Genomic DNA, 18,108 nt, shown 5'->3' on the forward strand with positions numbered 1-18,108 from the left:
TGAGCGATACGCGCCCCTCAATTCTTCGGAAACAGTGCCAGCAACGCGCCCAGCCGGTCATGTACCTCGCGCGCCTGCGCCGGGTCGCTGTGGCCGATGCGCACGACCGTCAGCAGTTGCCCGGGCGAACCGATCACGAACTGCCCATAGTCCCCCAGGCACGCAAAGACGTCCTTCTCCGCCGCACCGGGCCAAAGGCGGGCGCCGTCGCTCGCCTCCCCGCGATTGAGCCACACGCCGGCACCATAGCCCGGCTCGCGCGGGCTTGGTTCCAGCATGAACTGCATCCAGCGGCGCGGCAGGATCTGCGCGCCGCCGACCGAGCCGGTGTGGCGGATGAACTCGCCCAGATTGCCCCAGTCGCGCGCGGTCATGGCGATCATGCCCGAGCCGATCATCGTCCCCGCCCGGTCGTAACCAACGATCGCCGAGCCCAGTCCGATCGGCTGCAGCACGCGGTTGCGCAAGTAGTCGCTCACCGCCGCCCGGCGCCGCAGCGCATCGTGGTCCGGCGAGAGCACCCGCGCGGCAAGGTCCGAAAGGATCACCGCGCTGGCCGAGGAATGCACGAAAATCTTGCCCGCCGGGGCCTCGAGCGGCTGCGCCTCGGCGTAGGAGGCCATGTCGTCGCGGCCATCGAGGAACAGCATGCGCATGCGGTCCGATCTGTCCTCGATCCGGCCGGTTCCGGCGCTGGTCGTCTCGACGTGGCGCAGGCCCGAGCGCATCTGCAGGAGCTGGCGCAAGGTGATGACGCCGCGCGGGTCGCCGGGTCGCTGCCATTCGGGCACAGGGGCCGATCCGTTGAGGCGCAGGCGGCCGTCGCTGACCAGTTGGCCGATCATCAGCGCGGTCACGCACTGACCCGCCGACCAGCCGGGAAGGCGCAGATCGGGCTTCACGCCCTCGCCGTAGCGCTCGACCACGACCGAGCCGCGCTTGAGGATGACGAGGGCGTCGGTCTTGCCCACCGCCTCGTCGTCGAACAGGCGGTCGATGGTCCGACCCAGCGATTCGCGCGGGGCGCCGCCAGCATCCTTGATCGCGGCGAGCGATCTCGGTGCTCGGCGGCGGCGGTCCTTCGGGCGCGCCGGAGCCGCAGCCCCACAGGGCTGGCAGCATCAGCATCGCGGCGATAAGGGGGGACGGCGCACCGACATGGCGCGCCGGTCATGTGCGAGGCGTTTGAGAATGGCAACATCCGGGCAACCCGGACCGGGGGACAAGGCCGCAGGCGGGGCCTACCCGACGCGGCAGCCCTCGCGGTGGAAACGCAACGTGATTCTGCTCGTGCTGCTGGCCGCCGTACTGGGGCTCGGCTGGATGTGGCGCGGCCTGCGCGAGGAAGCGCTGGTGGGCGCTGCCTATGGCGCACGGATCGGCTGCGTCTGCCGGTTCGTATCGCAGCGCCCGATGGACTTGTGCGAGGGCGATCTCAAGGTGGCGGGACTCGCGGGCGCCGGGCGCTGGGTGTCGCTGTCGGAGGATGCCGATACGCGCACGGTCAGGGCCTCGGTGCCGCTGCTGGCGAAGCAGAGCGCGGATTTCGATCCTGCCCGCGGGTGCCGGCTGGAGCCGTGGCAGGATTAAGCACACTTCGTCATTGCGAGCGCAGCGAAGCAATCCAGGGCAGCATTGAGCCGCTCTGGATTGCTTCGCTGCGCTCGCAATGACGAAAGTTAAGCCGCGCTTTCGGTCGAATCGATCCAGCCGCCGCCGATCACCCGCTCCCCGGCGTAGATCACCGCCGCCTGCCCCGGCGCGACGCCGTATTCGGGCGCGGCGAAGCGGATCGTCGTGTCCGCGCCCTCGCCCAGCGGGCCGTCGAGCACGATCGGCACCGGCTTGGCCAGCGAGCGGACCTTGGCGGTCAGCGGTGCATCGGGAATCGGCCCGATGCGGTTGGTCTCCACCAGCCGCGCCGAGGCGGTCGCCAGCAGGCGGCGCGGGCCGACACGGACCTGCCGGGTTTCCGCCTCGATGCCGGTGACGTAGAGCGGCTCGGGCTGGCCGCCGATCTCGAGGCCCCGGCGCTGGCCCACGGTGTAGTGGATGACGCCGCGATGGCTGCCCAGCACCGCGCCGGTCTCGGCATGGACGATCTCGCCCGGTGCCTCGCCCTCGGGACGGACGGCGCGCACGATCTTGGCGTAGTCGCCATCGGGTACGAAGCAGATGTCCTGGCTGTCGGGCTTGGCGGCGACGCGCAGGCCCGCCGCTTCGGCCAGACGGCGCGTCTCGGTCTTGGGCAGGCCGCCGAGAGGAAAGCGCAGGAAATCCAGCTGCTTCTCGGTGGTGCCGTAAAGGAAGTAGCTCTGATCGCGCGCCGGATCGAGGGCGCGGTGCAGTTCCGAACCCGCTGCGCCCATCACCCGGCGCACGTAGTGCCCGGTGGCAAGGCAATCCGCGCCCAGTTCACGCGCCATCGTCAGGAGGTCGGTGAACTTCGGCCCCATGTTGCAGCGAATGCAGGGGATCGGCGTGCGCCCGGCGAGGTAGTCGTCGGCGAAGCGCTCGACCACTTCCTCGCGGAAGGCGCTCTCGTGATCGAAGACGTAGTGGGCGATGCCTAGGCGGTCGGCGACGGCGCGCGCATCGCGAATATCGTCGCCGGCGCAGCACGCGCCCTTGCGGCCGGTCGCGGCGCCGTAGTCGTAGAGCTGCAGCGTCACGCCGATGACTTCCGCGCCGCTGGCTGCGGCAAGCGCGGCGACGACCGAACTGTCCACGCCCCCGGACATAGCCACGACAATGCGGCGGGCGGACAGAGGCTCGGCAAGCTGGAACAGTTCGGCGGGGTCGAGCCCGGAAAGAAGATCGGAAAACGCGGTCATGGTGGGGGCGCACATACAGCCAAGCGCGCCGGATTCCTATCCTCCGCCTTTTTCGCTCCCTTTCCCATCGTGAAGAAAGGGTAAAAAGGGCTTTTACGATCCCTTGACCACCTGCGGGTTATAGGGCCTGCATCATGAACGTCGCACCACATCACATGACCCCCGATACAGGGCCCAGTACAGGGGACGCTCCGGGTCGCACCGCAGGTATACCTGCGGTTCCGGGCTGCGACGGGCTTTCCGAAGGGCACCTCCCCGCCGATCCCGCAATGATCGACTGGCAGGCGCTGCGCTCCCGCCTCTTCGCCACGCACGACCGGCTCGGTGTGCTGGGAGAGGACGCGGCAGCCACGCGGCTTCGGCTGCGCGGCAGCTTCGACGGGTGCGCCGCCTCGGCTCTTAATGCTTACGAAGAATGCTCAAGAAACGTTAACCTTGATGCTTCAAGCAATGGCAAGCCCGTTGGAGGCAAGGATTCTCCAGTCGCCGATGTGAACGATAGCGGCGAACGAGGGTAAAGATGATCGAGAACCAGAAAATCCGTCCGGCACAGGTGATCGGCCCGCTCGGCGAGCCGCTGACGGTTGCCGACCTCCCCCCAAACACCACGCGCTGGGTCGTGCGCCGCAAGGCCGAAGTCGTCGCCGCCGTCAACGGCGGCCTGCTGACGATCGACGAAGTCTGCGAGCGCTATTGCCTCACGCTCGAGGAATTCGCCTCGTGGCAGCGCGCCGTCGATCGTTCGGGCATGCAGGGCCTGCGTGTGACACGAATCCAACACTACCGCGATCTCTACGAGCGCCAGCAGAAGTTCTGAGCACTCTCTAACTTCGTCAACCAAGTCCAAAGGCGGCCGTGGAGCATCTTCACGGTCGCCTTTTCACGTTCCGACGCAATAAAACGCATTTACCTGGCCAGACTGGCGCAATGAAGTCGTTCGTCGATGCCTGTCGACGTGAAACCCGGTTCGCGTTGCCACCCTGTTCCCGCGAGTATATGAATCCAGCGGTTTAAGCCATATCGGCAGCCCCGCCTGAATACAGGCACAAGGGCGGACGATGCGGCGGGAGAGCACGCCGCCCGGGGGCGCGTGCATGCGTGCGGTGAACAGATGAACTACGATGGCAAGATTGAAGCCGGCCCCTCTCAGGTCGGCGGGCAGGCAGACGAACCTCACGTCTTCGACGCGACGGGAACGTCGCTCGACAGGGACGATGCCCTGGACCGTCGCTCGCGCCGGGTGATCGTGCTCGTCATCGTCACCGTCGTGCTGCTGGCGGCCGCGCTGTGGTTCGTGCTCCACAAGGGCGACGCGGCCGATGCCGCCGGTGCCGATACCACGCAGGTTCCCGTCGTCTCGGTCGTCGTGCCGGGCCGCTCCAGCGTTGCCGGCGAAATCACCGGCACCGGATCGCTCGCTGCACGCCGCGCGATGCCGGTGGGTTCGGTCGGCGAAGGCGGCGAAGTACGCGAAGTGCGCGTCGATGCGGGCGACTGGGTCGAAAAGGGCCAGGTCCTCGCGGTGATCGACCGTTCGGTGCAGGTACAGTCCGCCGCCAGCCAGTCCGCGCAGGTCCGCGTGGCAGAGGCCGATGCCCGGCTCGCACAGGCCAACCTCGATCGCGGCCTCAAGCTCGTCGATCGCGGCTTCATCTCCAAGGCCGACATCGACCAGCTGACCGCGACCCGCGATGCCGCGGCTGCCCGCGTCGGCGTGGCCCGCGCCACGCTCGGCCAGTTGCAGGCGCAGAATGCGCGGCTCAACATCGTCGCCCCCGCCTCGGGCCTAGTCCTCGCACGCAACGTCGAAGTCGGCCAGGTGGTGAGCGGCGGCAGCGGCGTGCTGTTCAACCTCGCCCGCGACGGCGAGATGGAATTGCTCGCGCTCCTCTCCGAGGACGACCTCGCCAAGCTGCACGTCGGCGTCGCCGCCAACGTCACGCCGGTCGGCTCGGGCAGGAGCTTCACCGGGCAGGTCTGGCAGCTCGCGCCCACCATCGACAACACCACCCGCCAGGGCACCGCGCGCATCGCGCTCAAGTACGACCCGGCGCTGCGTCCGGGCGGCTTCGCCACCGCCGTGATCGAAAGCGGCACGGTCGTCGCACCGATGCTGCCCGAATCCGCGATCCAGAACGATGCCAAGGGCGCGTTCGTCTATGTCGTCGGCAAGGACGACCGCGTCCACCGGCAGGCGGTGAAGACCGGCCTAGTCACCGCGACAGGCATCACCGTCACCTCGGGCCTCAATGGCGACGAGAAGATCGTGATGCGCGCGGGCGGCTTCCTCAACGACGGGGACAAGGTCAAGCCGCGCCCCTCGACTGCAGCCAAGTAACGGGCGACCCGAACCCATGCGCAACATCTCGGCCTGGTCGATCCGCAATCCGATCATCCCGATCGTCTTCTTCATCGGCCTGATGATCGCCGGCATCGTCTCGTTCAACCGAATGGACGTGAACAACATGCCGGACGTCGAGTTTCCGGGCGTCCACATCGGCGTCTCGCAGCCCGGCGCCGCCCCGACCGAGATCGAGACGCAGATCACCCAGATCGTCGAGGGTTCGGTCCGCTCCATCCCCGGCGTCGAGGAAATCCAGTCCACCGCCTCGGAAGGCCGCTCCACCACGCTGGTGTTCTTCTCCGTCGGCACCAATGTCGACGTCGCGACCCAGCAGGTGAAGAACGCGGTCGACCAGGTGCGCGGCCAGTTGCCCGACGGCATCCTCGAACCGCAGGTCCAGAAGATCGAGGCAGGCGGCGGCGGCTCGCTCGCCTACTTCGCGGTGCGCGCCGACGACATGACCATCGAGCAGCTCAGTTGGTTCGTGGACGACACCATCGCCAAGACCCTGCTCGGCGTCGAGGGCATGGCCACCGTCAGCCGCGACGGCGGCGTCAACCGCGAGATCTCGCGTCGTCGTCGATCCGCAGCGGATGCAGGCGCTGGGCGTCAGCGCCGAGGCGCTGAACAACGTGCTGCGCCAGGTCAACGTCGATGCGGCAGGCGGTCAGGCGGAAATCGCCGGTTCGCGCCAGTCGGTGCGGGTGCTGGGCAATGCCGAGACCGCCTACGACCTCTCGCAGAAGCGCATCAACCTCGGCAACGGTCGTTCGGTGAAGCTCACCGACGTCGCCAGCGTCCATGACGGCTTCTCCGAGCAGACCGACATCGCCCGCGTCAACGGCCGCGAAGTCGTCACTTTCGGGTTCGAGCGCGCACGCGGCGCCTCCGACGTCGCCGTCTACGACGCGGCAATGGAGAAGCTGAAGGAAATCCAGAAGTCCCACCCCGACATCCACGTCACCCGCCTGTTCTCGCAGGTGGACTACACGCGCGGCCAGTACACCTCCTCGATGGAGGCCCTGGTCGAAGGCGCGGTGCTGGCCATCGTCATCGTCTTCCTGTTCCTCCGCGACTGGCGCGCGACGATGATCTCGGCGCTGGCGATCCCGCTCTCGGCGATCCCGACCTTCTGGTTCATGGACCTGCTGGGCTTCACGCTGAACTTCCTCTCGCTCCTCGCGCTCAGCCTCGTCGCGGGCGTGCTGGTCGATGACGCCATCGTCGAGATCGAGAACATCGTGCGCCACATGCGCATGGGCAAGAGCGCCTACCAGGCCTCGATCGACGCCGCCGACGAGATCGGCCTCGCGGTCGTCGCGACGACCTTCTCGATCGTCGCGGTGTTCCTGCCAGTGGGCCTGATGCCCGGCATTCCGGGGCAGTTCTTCAAGGCGTTCGGCCTGACCGTCGTGGTCGCGGTGCTGATGAGCCTTGCGGTCGCGCGCGTGATCACGCCGATGGTCGCGGCCTACTTCCTCAAGGCGCACGGCCATGCCGAGCACGGCGGCGGCAAGGCCATGGACCTCTACATGAAGATCCTCGCCTGGACGCTCGACAGCCGCGAAGCGCACCGCCGCAAGGCCGCGCTGGTGCGCCAGCCGTTCCACCCCGCCTATGCCCTGGTCGCCACGATCGCGTTCATCCTGCTGATCGCCGCCGGGCTTGCCGCATCCGGATTGCTGTTTACCGCCCTGCAGACCGGAATTACCAAGATCGGCCTCAAGGGCGCCGCCTTCGTGATCGCCGCGATCCTCTCCCCGCTCGCCATTCCCGTGGCGATCTGGCTGCTGGGCAAACTGTTCCGGCTGCTGGCGAGCGCGATGGGGGCGCTTGGCCGCTGGTATCGCTATTACACCGACCGCGTGATCGCGCGCATGCACGACCACCGCTTCTACGCCTTCTGCGCCTCGGTCTACGCGCTCGTCGTCACTTTCGCGCTGCTCGCGGGCCTGCCGCAGCAGTTCCAGCCCAGCACCAACAATGACACCAGCGAGGTCAAGATCGAACTGGTGCCCGGCACCACGCTCGAACAGTCCGAGTTGATCGGCGGCCGCGTCTCGCGCCTGCTCGAAAAGCAGCCCGAGGTCGAGCGCGTGCTGCAGTTCGCGGGCGAAGGTTCCGGCACGCTCTACATCGCCCTCAAGCCCGCCAAGGAACGCGAGGCGACCAGCATCGAGTTCGAGCGCCGCATGGCCCCGCAACTGCAGGACGTCGCCGATGCGCGCGTCAGCTTCGCCTCGCAGTCGGGCGGGTTCGGTTCGGGCCGCGACTTGTCGATCATGCTGTCGGGCAGCGATTCCGAATTGCTCAACAAGACCGCGCAGACCCTCGTGGAGCAGATGCGCGCGATCCCCGGCGTCGTTGCCCCGCGCATCGCCGCCGACCTGCAGCGCCCCGAACTGCTGATCGTGCCGCGCCCCGACCTTGCCGCGCAGCTTGGCGTGACGACGTCCGCGCTCAGCCAGACGATCCGCATCGCGACCTTGGGCGAGATCGACCAGAACGCCGCCAAGTTCTCGCTGAGCGACCGTCAGGTACCGATCCGCGTGATCCTCGACCGCACCTCGCGCCGCGATTTCTCGACGATCGAGAACCTGCCGGTCTCCACCGTCAGCGGCGGCACCGTGCCCCTGAAGCGCGTGGCGGAAATCCGCTTCGGCGCCGGCCCCACGCAGATCCAGCGCTACAACCAGTCGCGCCGTATCTTCGTCGGCGCCGACCTTGGCGAAGGGCAGGTCAAGGGGCCGATCATGACGCAGATCCAGAACCTGCCGATCATGAAGAACCTGCCGATGGGCGTCTCAAACGCCCCCGTCGGCGAGGACAAGTGGCAGGCGGAGATGATCACCAACTTCGTCACCGCCGTCATCTCGGGCATCTTCCTGGTCTTCGCGGTGCTGGTGCTGCTCTACAAGCGCTTCGTCTCGCCGCTGGTCAACATGGCCTCGCTGCTGCTGGCGCCGCTGGGCGGCATGCTGGCGCTGACCGTCGCCGGACAGCCGATCTCGATGCCGGTCTACATCGGCATTCTGATGCTGCTGGGCATCGTGGCCAAGAACTCCATCCTGCTGATCGACTTCGCGATCGAGGAGATGAGCAAGGGCGTCGACAAGCTCACCGCCATCATGGACGCCGGGCACAAGCGCGCCCAGCCGATCGTCATGACCACCGTGGCGATGACCGCGGGCATGGTGCCGACCGCGCTGTCGATCTCGGGCGACGGCGCGTTCCGTGCGCCGATGGGCGTGACGGTGATCGGCGGACTTCTGCTCTCCACCCTGCTCACGCTGGTGATCGTGCCTGCAGCCTTCAGCCTCGCCGATGGTTTCGAGAAGCGGGTCGGGCCGAAGCTGCGCAAGTCGCTGCTGACCTACGACCCCGATCAGCACCACGCCGGGACGCCCACTCACGCGCACCCGGCCGAGTAAGGAAGGGGCCAGCTTGCTGCCATTGGGCCGCCGGAATGCAGGTATACCGCTGACGGGCATCGCCATCGATCGAGGCCGCCGGATGCGCCTGTTCGCGACCGGGCTGCTGCTGGCGATGGGTGTCGCCTTCGTCGTGCTCCACAAGGTTGCAGGCACGCACCCGGCATGGGGGTACGCCATCGCCTTCACCGAGGCCGCGATGGTCGGCGGCCTCGCGGACTGGTTCGCGGTAACCGCGCTGTTCCGCCGTCCACTCGGCCTGCCGATCCCGCACACGGCGATCATTCCGGAGAACAAGGACCGCATCGCCGATCTGATGGCGACGTTCCTGCGCGACAACTTCCTCACCCCGCAAGTCGTCGCGCGGCGCGTGAACGCCTTCAACTTCGCGGCCGCCGCCGGCACTTTCCTTGCTGACCCGGGACGCGGCGGCCAATCGCGCATCCGCGCGGGCGCGGCGAACCTGATCGCCGACGTGCTCGAATCACTCGATCCCGAACGGCTCGGCAACCAGGTCCGGTCGGGGCTCGCACGCCAGCTGGAGCGGGTGGAAGTCGCCCCCTGCTCGGCCAGATGCTGAGCGCGATGATCGCCGACCGCCGCCACCTGCCGCTCGTCGAAGGCTCGGTGCGCTGGGTCGGAGAGGCTCTGGAGGCGAACGAGGAGATGGTACGCGCCATGATCCGCGAGCGCGCCCACAGCCTGCTGCGCCTGACCGGCCTCGACACCCGCATCGCCAATTCGGTGCTCGACGGCCTTTACAAGCTGCTCGCCGAGATGATCGTACAGCCCGACCATCCGCTGAAGCTCAAGGTCGAGCAGATGCTGGAAAGCCTCGCCGACCGCCTCGTCAACGATCCGGAAACGCGAGAGCGGGTGGAAAACGCCAAGCGTGAACTGATCGCCAATCCTGCCGTCGGCCAGTGGTGGCAGTCGGTCTGGGAACGCCTGCGCCGCAAGCTGATCGACGCCGCCCGCAACCCCGACGCGGCGCTGGCGGGGCAACTGACGACGATGCTCGGCGAACTGGGCACCGCGCTGCAGGGCGATCGGCGCCTGCAGGCCCAGATCAACCGTTTCGCCCGTCGCACGCTGGTCGGCGTCACCGCGCGCTATGGCGAGGAGATCGTCGGCCTCGTCTCGGGCACCGTGAAGCGCTGGGACGCCCGCACGATAAGCAACCGCTTGGAAGGCGCAGTCGGCCGCGACCTGCAGTTCATCCGCATCAACGGCACGCTGGTGGGCGGCTTGTTCGGGGTCTGCATCCATGCCATCGATCGGCTGCTATGACCGATGGACCACTGCTGACAACCGACCGTTTCGACTTGTGGCGCCCGGTGGCGAGCGATCTGCCCCAGCTGTGCGCGCTCATCGATGACGAGGAGACCCGCCGCTATCTCGGCCCTGCCTCGGCCGAGAAGCAGCCGCAGTTCGACCGCCTGATGCGCAACGCGGGCTCCTGGGCGCTCTACGGCTACGGCACCTTCATGGTGCGACCGCATGGCGCAGACAGCATCATCGCTGCATGCGGTGTCTTCCATTCGTGGCGTGGCTTCGGCCACGATGTCGGCATGGACGACGTTCCCGAGGCGGGCTGGATCGTCCGCCGCGACTGGTGGGGCAAGCGCGTGGCGGGTGAAGTGATGGAGGCCGTTCTCGGCTGGTTCGATCCAGCACATGGTCCAAAACGCATCGCCTGCATGATCGAGGAGGGCAATGCGGCATCGGAACGCGTAGCGGCGGCCCTCGGCTTCGCGCGCTACGGCGCGCATGTCAGCGACGATGCGAAACTCATGCTGTTCGAGCGCTTGCCTGGGGGCCGCTGAGTGCGGCGTCAGTTATCGTATACGATGCTGCCTGAAAAGAACGAGGCGACAGGCTGACCGTTGCTATCAAGCGCGGGCTCGAATCTGGCCATGCCGATTACCATGTCGCAAACTTTCGTATTGAAGTTGGCATTCCTGAAGGCGTTTACCGTTTCGCACTGCGTCGGTTGTCCGGCCTTGTCCACCATGACGCGCAAGTTCAGGCGTCCATCCTTGCCCTGATATTCGAGTTCAGACGGGAAATCCTTGAGTATCTCGGATATCCATTTTTTGTCCGCCACTTTAGGGAGGCGCGTAAGCTCGGCCTGCTCGGCTGGGTCAAGGCCCCAATTCCGCACCAGCGCGTCGGTGCAAGTCCGCAGCGCGGAAAGCACCGGAAGAACACTGCCGGTGTCGAGAACGAATGTCTGATGCGATGTCGCCAGACTGATCCGATCGACCGTGGCCTCGAAATCAGAATCCGGCATCGGCTCGGCTGCGAGGCCCCCACCTGCCGGTGCTTCCTGGTAGCCAATGCACTGGAAAACAGAACCGCTGGACCGTATGCGCCCGCGCGTGCGTTGTGATGCAGACTGGGAAACGAAAGCTCGTGGAGGCCATAGGCGATTCCGAATTGCGGCGCCTGCTGCAGCCGTGCAGCGATCTCGCCTGCAACGGTAACTTCGAAATCGCGACCGGGGCCGTATGTCCTCATGCTCAGCAAAACCGGTCTTTTACTGGTACCGAAGCGTCGAACCATGACGCAACTCGTCTTCTGGTAATCTACCAACCATTGCGAAATCGCGGGCAACGTCGTGATTTTGGGTTTGGCGTGGCAGCAGGTTCCGACGGTCAACCCGCAGAGCATCGCAAGAAGAGCCCAAAAATTCCAATGCCTCATGATTGCAACGTCCCCCGACCATGCACATCGTGTAGGCACTGACATCCACACGATACCCAGCAAATAACCCCCGGATTTGCATCCGGGGGTTAAGCATTTGTGACAGACGGGAATTTTCAGATTTCAAAGCTTGCCGGTAAGCTCCGGCACGGCAGTGAAGAGATCCGCCACGAGGCCCACGTCGGCCACCTGGAAGATCGGGGCATCCTCGTCCTTGTTGATGGCGATGATGGTCTTGGAGTCCTTCATGCCCGCAAGGTGCTGGATCGCGCCCGAGATGCCGACCGCGATGTAGACTTCCGGAGCCACGATCTTGCCAGTCTGGCCGACCTGGTAGTCGTTGGGCACGTAGCCCGCATCGACCGCAGCGCGCGAGGCGCCGACGGCGGCGCCCAGCTTGTCCGCCAGCGGCATGATGGTAGCCTCGAAGGTTTCCGAGTCCTTGAGCGCACGGCCGCCCGAGACAATGATCTTGGCGCTGGTCAGCTCCGGACGCTCCGACTTGGCGATTTCCGCGCCCACGAAGCTGGAGAGGCCCGCGTCACCGGCGCCCGTCACGTCCTCGACCACGCCCGAACCGCCAGTGGCCTCAGCCTTGGCGAAGGCCGTGCCGCGCACGGTGATGACGAGCTTCGCATCGCTCGATCTCGACGGTGGCGATGGCGTTGCCAGCGTAGATCGGACGGGTGAAGGTCTTCTCGCCCTCGACCGAGAGGATGTCCGAGATCTGCGCGACGTCGAGCAGCGCGGCAACGCGCGGGGCGACGTTCTTGCCGGTGGTGGTGGCCGGCGCAATGAAGGCGTCGTGGTGACCCATCAGGTCCACGATCAGCGGCGCGATGTTCTCGGCCAGCGCGTGCTCGTAAGCCGCGTCGTCGGCGAAGTGGACCTTGCCCACGCCGGCGATCTGCGCGGCGGCGTCAGCCACGGCGCGCGCGCCGGAACCGGCGACGAGGAGGTGGACTTCACCCAGCTTGGCAGCAGCGGTGACGGCGGAGAGGGTAGCGTCCTTGACGGAGGCGTTGTCGTGTTCGACCCAAACGAGCGTCTTCATTATGCGACTCCCAGTTCCTTGAGCTTGGCGACGAGGCCGTCGACGTCGGCAACCTTGATACCGGCCGAACGGACGGGCGGCTCGGAGACCTTGAGGGTCTTGAGACGCGGCGCGATGTCCACGCCGTAGTCGGCGGGCGACTTCACATCGAGCTGCTTCTTCTTCGCCTTCATGATGTTGGGCAGCGAAGCGTAGCGCGGCTCGTTGAGGCGCAGGTCGGTGGTGACGATGGCGGGGAGCGACAGCTTCACCGTCTCGAGGCCGCCATCGACTTCGCGGGTCACGGAGACCGAGTCGCCGGCAACATCGACCTTCGAGGCGAAGGTGCCCTGCGGACGGCCGGTCAGCGCGGCGAGCATCTGGCCGGTCTGGTTCGAATCGTCGTCGATCGCCTGCTTGCCGAGGATCACGAGGCCAGGGTTCTCTTCGGCTACGATGGCCTTGAGGATCTTGGCCACGGCCAGCGGTTCGACTTCGGCGTCGGTCTCGATCAGGATCGCGCGGTCGGCGCCCATGGCGAGCGCGGTACGCAGGGTTTCCTGGGCCTTCGCCGGCCCGACCGAGACGGCGATGATCTCTTCGGCCTTGCCCGCTTCCTTGAGGCGGATGGCTTCCTCGACGGCGATCTCGTCGAAGGGGTTCATGCTCATCTTGACGTTGGCAAGGTCAACGCCCGTGCCGTCGGCCTTGACCCGCGGCTTCACGTTGTAATCGATGACCCGCTTAACGGGCACGATGATCTTCATTGCGATCTGTCCTCTCACTGCTGGGACGGCAAATTTAACCGCACGATTAAATTCTGGTGCGAGCTATCGCGTTCCTCTGCCTCGACGTCAAGCCTCGCTAAAGCGCTAAGAGCTTGCGACGGGAAAAGAGAAACTTCGCGCAACGCATACATGCAGAAACGGCGGGGGTCGCGAAACCCCCGCCGTCTCAATATTCGCTATATGATCGTGCGCATGATGCGCATCACCGAAAGGATCAGGCGACGGCCTGGACTTCGGCGACGATCTTCTTGGCGGCATCGCCCAGGTCATTGGCGGGGACGATCGCGAGGCCCGAGTTGGCCAGGATGTCCTTGCCCTGCTGGACGTTGGTGCCTTCGAGGCGGACGACGAGCGGAACCTGCAGGTTCACTTCCTTCGCCGCGGCAACGATGCCCTCGGCGATGATGTCGCACTTCATGATGCCGCCGAAGATGTTCACGAGGATGCCCTTCACTGCGGGGTCCGCGAGAATGATCTTGAACGCCGCGGTCACCTTCTCCTTGTTGGCGCCGCCGCCGACGTCGAGGAAGTTGGCCGGGAACATGCCGTTCAGCTTGATGATGTCCATCGTCGCCATGGCAAGGCCGGCGCCGTTGACCATGCAGCCGATGTCACCGTCGAGCTTGATGTAGGCGAGGTCGTACTTCGAGGCTTCGATCTCGGCCGGGTCTTCCTCGGTCTCGTCGCGCAGGGCGAAGATGTCGGGGTGACGGGCGAGAGCGTTCGAGATCGAAGCTCATCTTGGTGTCGAGGACGAGCAGCTCGCCGCCCTTCGATCTCGACCAGCGGGTTGATCTCGACCATGTCGCAGTCCATCGCGATGAACGCGGTGTAGAGCTGCTTGGCGAGCTTCTGGGCCTGCTTGTTGAGGTCACCCGACAGGTTCAGCGCGAAAGCGACGGCGCGGCCATGGTGCGCCTGGAAGCCTTCGGCCGGATCGATGGTGATCGTGGTGATCTTCTCGGGCGTGTTGTGCGCGACTTCCTCGATGTCCATGCCGCCTTCGGTCGACACGATCATGGCGACACGGCCGGTCTTGCGGTCCACCAGCATCGACAGGTAGTATTCCTTGTCGATGTCGACGCCGTCGGTCACGTAGAGACGGTTGACCTGCTTGCCCGCTTCACCGGTCTGGATGGTGACGAGGGTGTTGCCGAGCATTTCCTTGGCGAAAGCCTCGACTTCCTCGATCGACTTGGCAAGACGCACGCCGCCCTTGGCGTCGGCGGGGAGTTCCTTGAACTTGCCCTTGCCGCGGCCGCCGGCGTGGATCTGCGCCTTGACGACGTAGAGCGGTCCGGGGAGCTGCTTGGCAGCAGCGACTGCCTCTTCGACGGTGAGGGCGGCGATGCCGGCGGGAATGCCCACGCCATACTTCGCGAGGAGTTCCTTGCCCTGATATTCGTGAATGTTCATCGCTCAAATCGCTTTCTGCTGGAGGTTCCCGGGGAAGGCGCCGTAGCCATATGTTCGGCGTCCGCCTAAGCACATCCCGGCGCCCTTGAAAAGGCCCGGCGCCTGCGCAAATGCATAGCCACGTCGAATTTCATCGACCTTATTTGATATCAGTTCTCAATAGCAATTGATGCGGGAGCGCGCCCGATGATCGACAGAAAGCGACTCGAAGCCATCGTCCGGGAGGCCGGACGCATCGCCCTTGCCGGATGGCCGGGCGATGGGCACGCGCTCGAATCGTGGGAAAAGACGCCGGGAAGCCCGGTCTGCACCGCCGATCTCGCGGTCGATGCCTACCTCAAGCGCGAACTGCGCGCATTGCTGCCTGCGGCAGGATGGCTTTCGGAAGAGACGGCCGACACGCAGGATCGGCAGGACCATGAACTGGTCTGGCTGGTCGATCCGATCGACGGCACCCGAGACTACATTCATGGTCGCAAGGGCTGGGCGATTTCGGTAGCGCTGGTGAACACGCGGCGGCCATTGCTGGGCTACCTCTTCGCCCCCGTGCGTAACCGCGACAACGGCGGCGAGTTCTGGTCGGCCGAAGCGGGCAAGGGCGCATGGCTGAACGGCGCCCGGCTCACCGCAAGCGAACGCGAGGTGCTGGGCGGATCGCGCGTACCCGCCCTCAAGCTGGCTCCCGAGGACGCCGACCTCACCCTTGTCGAGCAGCCCAATTCGATCGCCCTGCGCATGGCCATGATCGCAGCCGGAGACGCCGATCTTCTGGCGACCCTGCGCTGGGGCTACGAGTGGGACATCGCCGCTGCCGCACTGATCGCACGCGAGGCGGGCGCCTCGGTGACCGACGCCTTCGGCCAGCCGCTCAACTACAACAAGCGCGATCCCCGCGCATTCGGCGTTCTGGTTTCCTCGAATGGCATCCATGCTGCCGCGGTCGAGCGACTCGCAGATCGCGCGCGGCGCTATTCGGTCTGACCGAACGGCTGCGGCACCCTCTCAGGACCCTTCGGCGCCCTCACCCTCGGAGTCCTTGGGCATTTCCTCGCCCATATCCTCACCCTTCCAGGCGGGATCGTTCGCCATCCGCTCGATCAGGTTGTGCGCGAAGGTGCTCATGCCGCCGCCGTGCGGGTTGTTCGCCACCGGCCCCAGCACGATGCGGGCTTCCGGGGAACGCCCCAGCCGCAGCAGCGTCGTCCCGAGCGTCATGCGAAGGCCCAGATCGAAGGGGGCCAGTTCCACTGCCCGGATCAGCCCGTCGACCGCAAGTTTCGGAGGTTGCTCTCCCTGCTCGACGAAGCTGCGGTAGAAGTAGATCAGCGGCAGCGGGTGGTCGTTCTCCAGCCGGTTGAGCGCGATGAAGGGAGCCCGCGCCGTCTTGTACGCGGCAGCGCGCTCCTTGTCGTCGCCCTTGTTGTCCTCAGCCTCGCGGAACAGCGCATAGCCCTTCTGGACGTAGGCGTTGACTTGCGAGGGATCACGCCTGATCGCGGTATCGGCGGCGGCGACGGCCTCCTTGTCGTGCCCGGCGTCATATTCACACTCAGCCAGCGCGGCGAGCACCGCTGCATCATCGGGATACTTCGCCGCGATCGCCCGCGCCTCGACCAGCAGCGTCGCGGCTTCCTCGCTCGACACGCCGCGCCGCGAACGGATGCGCACCGGCATGATCTCCGCCTCCCCGCCGAGAGCGTGCGCAGCGACACCGGGCCGATCGTCAGCAGTTCCGGCTTGAGCGTCAGCGCCGTCATCCGCCGCTGCCGCAAGTAATGGTCGAGATCCTTTTCCAGCTTGTCGAAATCGCCGAAAGCTTCCAGCGCTGCGGCGCGCTGGCCGCGTCCATTGGCAAGCAGCTCGGTGTAGCGGGTGAACTGGCCTTTGCGATCGCCGCCAAAGGTCAGGTAATGATAGAGCAGCCAGCTCTTGCCGTAGAAGGCGTCGTAGCTGGTGTGCTTGCGCTTGTCGTAATCGGTTGGGTCGAGCAGGTCCGCCGCCTTGACGTCCTGCGCATAGAGCAGTTCCCCCGCGCGGTGACTGGCGGGGCGGCCGAGCCAGAGCCCGCCGTCCGCCTCGAACTTGGCCGAGGCGAAAAACTCCGCCGACCCTTCGCTCAGCCAGCGTGGCATGGCCGAGACGTTGCTGGAAATCAGGAAGTGGTGGGCATATTCGTGCAGCAACACGATCATCGACCAAGTCACTTGCCCGCTGCCGCTCTGCACGGCGGGCACGATCGCCAGCGAGCCCCCTGCCCGTGGCACGTAGAAACCACCGACGAACTTGTTGTCGCCGCCATGAAGCTCGCGCACTTCGCGGGTGTTCTTCACGACATAGACGGTGACCCGGTTCGACGGGCTGGGCTTGGCGACTTTGGAGCCCAGCACATAGGCCATCCCCGCGTGATACCGCTCAAGCTGCTGCGCAAAGCGGGTGATGTCCTTGTCGGAATCGTTGGCGTAGATGACGAAGTGTTCGCTCGACGCCTCGGTCCAGGCCGCCTGCGCAGGCGTAACCGAGAACCACGCAGCCAGCGCCGCCGCCACAATCCTGAAACGCATCAAGTCCCCCCGAACCCTGTTCGCGGCCAGACTACGCCGATATTGCGGCGTTTCAAGTTACTCTATGGAAATCACGTGGTTACGAAGAAGGGGCCGGTGCGGTTTTCCGCGCCGGCCCCTTCCCCGATCCCGCTTCCTGCGGAAGGTCTTACTTCGCCGAGCTGGCGTCGTCGGTGGTGACCGGCGTGATCTTGATCTCGACACGGCGGTTGAGCGCGCGGCCCTCCGGCGTGTTGTTGTCGGCGACCGGGTAGTTCATGCCCATGCCCTGCGTCTGAATGCGCGAGGACGAGACACCTCGGCTGATCAGGTAGCGCGCCACCGAATCGGCACGGCGCTTCGACAGGTCCATGTTGTAGGCGGCCGAGCCGGTCGAATCGGTGTGGCCGTAGACGTCGACGAGGCTGTTCGGATACTGCACCATCGACTGCGCGACCTTGTCGAGCGAGGTCTGGAACGAAGGGCTGACGACGGTGGAATTCACCGCGAACGTCACGTCCGGCAGGTTCACCAAGATGCCGTCGCCCTGCTGGGTGACGTCGATGCCCGAACCGGCGGTCTGTTCCTTCAGCTCCTTGATCTGCTTGTCCATCTGGTAGCCGACGACGCCGCCCGCGACGCCGCCGATGCCGGCACCGACGATGCGTGCGGTCTTGCCGCCGATGACGCTGCCCAGCAGATAGCCAAGGCCCGCGCCGCCTGCGCCGCCGATCGCCGTGCGCGAAACCTTGCGCTCACCGGTGTTCGGATCAGTGACGCAGGCGGAAACCGAAACCAGCGCGAAGACCGCGGCGGCCGAAGTGATCAGGCGCGACTTTTTCATCTCTTGGGTGTCCCTTCCTCTTGATGTGCCCTTATACCGGACATCTGTGCGGTAGTGAACATGAACGGCGAATGGCTTGTGCGCCCTTCAACACACAGCATTACGTACGGTTCCCAGGCCCGCAACAGATTGCCTCACACATTGCAAAGCGTTGCCATGCGGCGTTTGGCCA

General features: G+C 65.8%; 13 protein-coding genes and 4 pseudogenes. 8 read left to right on the plus strand and 9 right to left on the minus strand.

Going from position 1 to position 18,108, the window contains the following annotated elements:
* Positions 1 to 17: 17 nt before the first annotated feature.
* On the minus strand, positions 18 to 971 hold the full coding sequence (locus KZO24_RS15330) for a serine hydrolase domain-containing protein (RefSeq protein WP_486486564.1): 954 nt from the start codon (positions 969 to 971) through the stop codon (positions 18 to 20).
* Positions 972 to 1,278: 307 nt separating this feature from the next.
* Between KZO24_RS15330 and KZO24_RS15335 the strand changes: the two genes are divergently transcribed.
* On the plus strand, positions 1,279 to 1,590 hold the full coding sequence (locus KZO24_RS15335) for a hypothetical protein (protein WP_271182561.1): 312 nt from the start codon (positions 1,279 to 1,281) through the stop codon (positions 1,588 to 1,590).
* 89 nt (positions 1,591 to 1,679) lie between these two features.
* Here KZO24_RS15335 and mnmA read toward each other — a convergent pair whose 3' ends face one another.
* Positions 1,680 to 2,834, minus strand: a complete 1,155-nt coding sequence (gene mnmA / locus KZO24_RS15340; RefSeq protein ID WP_285019657.1) for a tRNA 2-thiouridine(34) synthase MnmA — start codon at positions 2,832 to 2,834, stop codon at positions 1,680 to 1,682.
* A 269-nt stretch (positions 2,835 to 3,103) separates the two neighbouring features.
* Here mnmA and KZO24_RS15345 point away from each other — a divergent pair, with 269 nt between their 5' ends.
* The 6 genes and pseudogenes from KZO24_RS15345 (at position 3,104) to KZO24_RS15370 (ending at position 10,435) form a co-directional block, all read left to right on the plus strand.
* Positions 3,104 to 3,352, plus strand: a complete 249-nt coding sequence (locus KZO24_RS15345; RefSeq protein WP_008829372.1) for a hypothetical protein — start codon at positions 3,104 to 3,106, stop codon at positions 3,350 to 3,352.
* Between the two features lie 2 nt (positions 3,353 to 3,354).
* Positions 3,355 to 3,651, plus strand: a complete 297-nt coding sequence (sciP, locus tag KZO24_RS15350; protein WP_289357488.1) for a CtrA inhibitor SciP — start codon at positions 3,355 to 3,357, stop codon at positions 3,649 to 3,651.
* Between the two features lie 294 nt (positions 3,652 to 3,945).
* Positions 3,946 to 5,172, plus strand: a complete 1,227-nt coding sequence (locus KZO24_RS15355; protein WP_285019656.1) for an efflux RND transporter periplasmic adaptor subunit — start codon at positions 3,946 to 3,948, stop codon at positions 5,170 to 5,172.
* Between the two features lie 16 nt (positions 5,173 to 5,188).
* Positions 5,189 to 8,609: pseudogene (locus KZO24_RS15360) on the plus strand (efflux RND transporter permease subunit).
* An 82-nt stretch (positions 8,610 to 8,691) separates the two neighbouring features.
* Positions 8,692 to 9,899: pseudogene (locus KZO24_RS15365) on the plus strand (DUF445 domain-containing protein).
* Positions 9,896 to 10,435: a GNAT family N-acetyltransferase gene (locus KZO24_RS15370; RefSeq protein ID WP_271182565.1), complete on the plus strand. Its 540-nt coding sequence runs from the start codon at positions 9,896 to 9,898 to the stop codon at positions 10,433 to 10,435. The pseudogene KZO24_RS15365 and the gene KZO24_RS15370 overlap by 4 nt, the downstream one beginning before the upstream one ends.
* A gap of 8 nt (positions 10,436 to 10,443) precedes the next feature.
* Here the strand turns inward: KZO24_RS15370 and KZO24_RS15375 are convergent, their stop codons facing one another.
* The 4 genes and pseudogenes from KZO24_RS15375 to sucC form a co-directional block, all read right to left on the minus strand.
* Positions 10,444 to 10,902 carry an energy transducer TonB gene (locus KZO24_RS15375; RefSeq protein WP_486486565.1) on the minus strand — a complete coding sequence of 153 codons (459 nt, stop codon included), beginning with the start codon at positions 10,900 to 10,902 and terminating at the stop codon, positions 10,444 to 10,446.
* A 536-nt stretch (positions 10,903 to 11,438) separates the two neighbouring features.
* Positions 11,439 to 12,369 (minus strand): annotated as a pseudogene (locus KZO24_RS15380) (electron transfer flavoprotein subunit alpha/FixB family protein).
* The gene (locus KZO24_RS15385; RefSeq protein WP_069708595.1) at positions 12,369 to 13,115 is read right to left on the minus strand and encodes an electron transfer flavoprotein subunit beta/FixA family protein; all 747 of its coding nucleotides are present in this window, start codon (positions 13,113 to 13,115) and stop codon (positions 12,369 to 12,371) included. The pseudogene KZO24_RS15380 and the gene KZO24_RS15385 overlap by 1 nt, the downstream one beginning before the upstream one ends.
* 235 nt (positions 13,116 to 13,350) lie before the next feature.
* Positions 13,351 to 14,552, minus strand: a pseudogene (gene sucC, locus KZO24_RS15390) (ADP-forming succinate--CoA ligase subunit beta).
* Between the two features lie 186 nt (positions 14,553 to 14,738).
* On the opposite strand from sucC, the gene KZO24_RS15395 reads away from it, so the two are divergent.
* A complete protein-coding gene (locus tag KZO24_RS15395; RefSeq protein ID WP_008829362.1) occupies positions 14,739 to 15,533 on the plus strand; it encodes a 3'(2'),5'-bisphosphate nucleotidase CysQ in 795 nt (264 codons plus the stop codon).
* A 21-nt stretch (positions 15,534 to 15,554) separates the two neighbouring features.
* On the opposite strand, the gene KZO24_RS15400 is transcribed toward KZO24_RS15395, so the two are convergent.
* From KZO24_RS15400 to KZO24_RS15410, 3 genes are all read right to left on the minus strand, one after another.
* The gene (locus KZO24_RS15400; RefSeq protein ID WP_486486566.1) at positions 15,555 to 15,800 is read right to left on the minus strand and encodes a hypothetical protein; all 246 of its coding nucleotides are present in this window, start codon (positions 15,798 to 15,800) and stop codon (positions 15,555 to 15,557) included.
* Between the two features lie 74 nt (positions 15,801 to 15,874).
* Complete coding sequence (locus KZO24_RS15405; RefSeq protein ID WP_486486567.1) at positions 15,875 to 17,113, minus strand: DUF1570 domain-containing protein; 1,239 nt, start codon at positions 17,111 to 17,113, stop codon at positions 15,875 to 15,877.
* Between the two features lie 148 nt (positions 17,114 to 17,261).
* A complete protein-coding gene (locus tag KZO24_RS15410) occupies positions 17,262 to 17,936 on the minus strand; it encodes a YiaD family glycine zipper/OmpA-like lipoprotein (protein ID WP_008832505.1) in 675 nt (224 codons plus the stop codon).
* Positions 17,937 to 18,108 lie beyond the last annotated feature (172 nt).

The organism is Novosphingobium sp. NFX11, from assembly GCF_057376415.1.

Excerpts from the sequence above, each read along its gene's own strand:
- KZO24_RS15355 (WP_285019656.1), top strand. The coding sequence starts at position 3,946 with ATGAACTACGATGGCAAGATTGAAGCCGGCCCCTCTCAGGTCGGCGGG.
- KZO24_RS15345 (WP_008829372.1), top strand. The coding sequence starts at position 3,104 with ATGATCGACTGGCAGGCGCTGCGCTCCCGCCTCTTCGCCACGCACGAC.
- KZO24_RS15385 (WP_069708595.1), bottom strand. The coding sequence starts at position 13,115 with ATGAAGATCATCGTGCCCGTTAAGCGGGTCATCGATTACAACGTGAAG.
- KZO24_RS15375 (WP_486486565.1), bottom strand. The coding sequence starts at position 10,902 with ATGCCGGATTCTGATTTCGAGGCCACGGTCGATCGGATCAGTCTGGCG.
- KZO24_RS15370 (WP_271182565.1), top strand. The coding sequence starts at position 9,896 with ATGACCGATGGACCACTGCTGACAACCGACCGTTTCGACTTGTGGCGC.
- KZO24_RS15405 (WP_486486567.1), bottom strand. The coding sequence starts at position 17,113 with ATGCGTTTCAGGATTGTGGCGGCGGCGCTGGCTGCGTGGTTCTCGGTT.
- KZO24_RS15410 (WP_008832505.1), bottom strand. The coding sequence starts at position 17,936 with ATGAAAAAGTCGCGCCTGATCACTTCGGCCGCCGCGGTCTTCGCGCTG.
- KZO24_RS15395 (WP_008829362.1), top strand. The coding sequence starts at position 14,739 with ATGATCGACAGAAAGCGACTCGAAGCCATCGTCCGGGAGGCCGGACGC.
- mnmA (WP_285019657.1), bottom strand. The coding sequence starts at position 2,834 with ATGACCGCGTTTTCCGATCTTCTTTCCGGGCTCGACCCCGCCGAACTG.
- sciP (WP_289357488.1), top strand. The coding sequence starts at position 3,355 with ATGATCGAGAACCAGAAAATCCGTCCGGCACAGGTGATCGGCCCGCTC.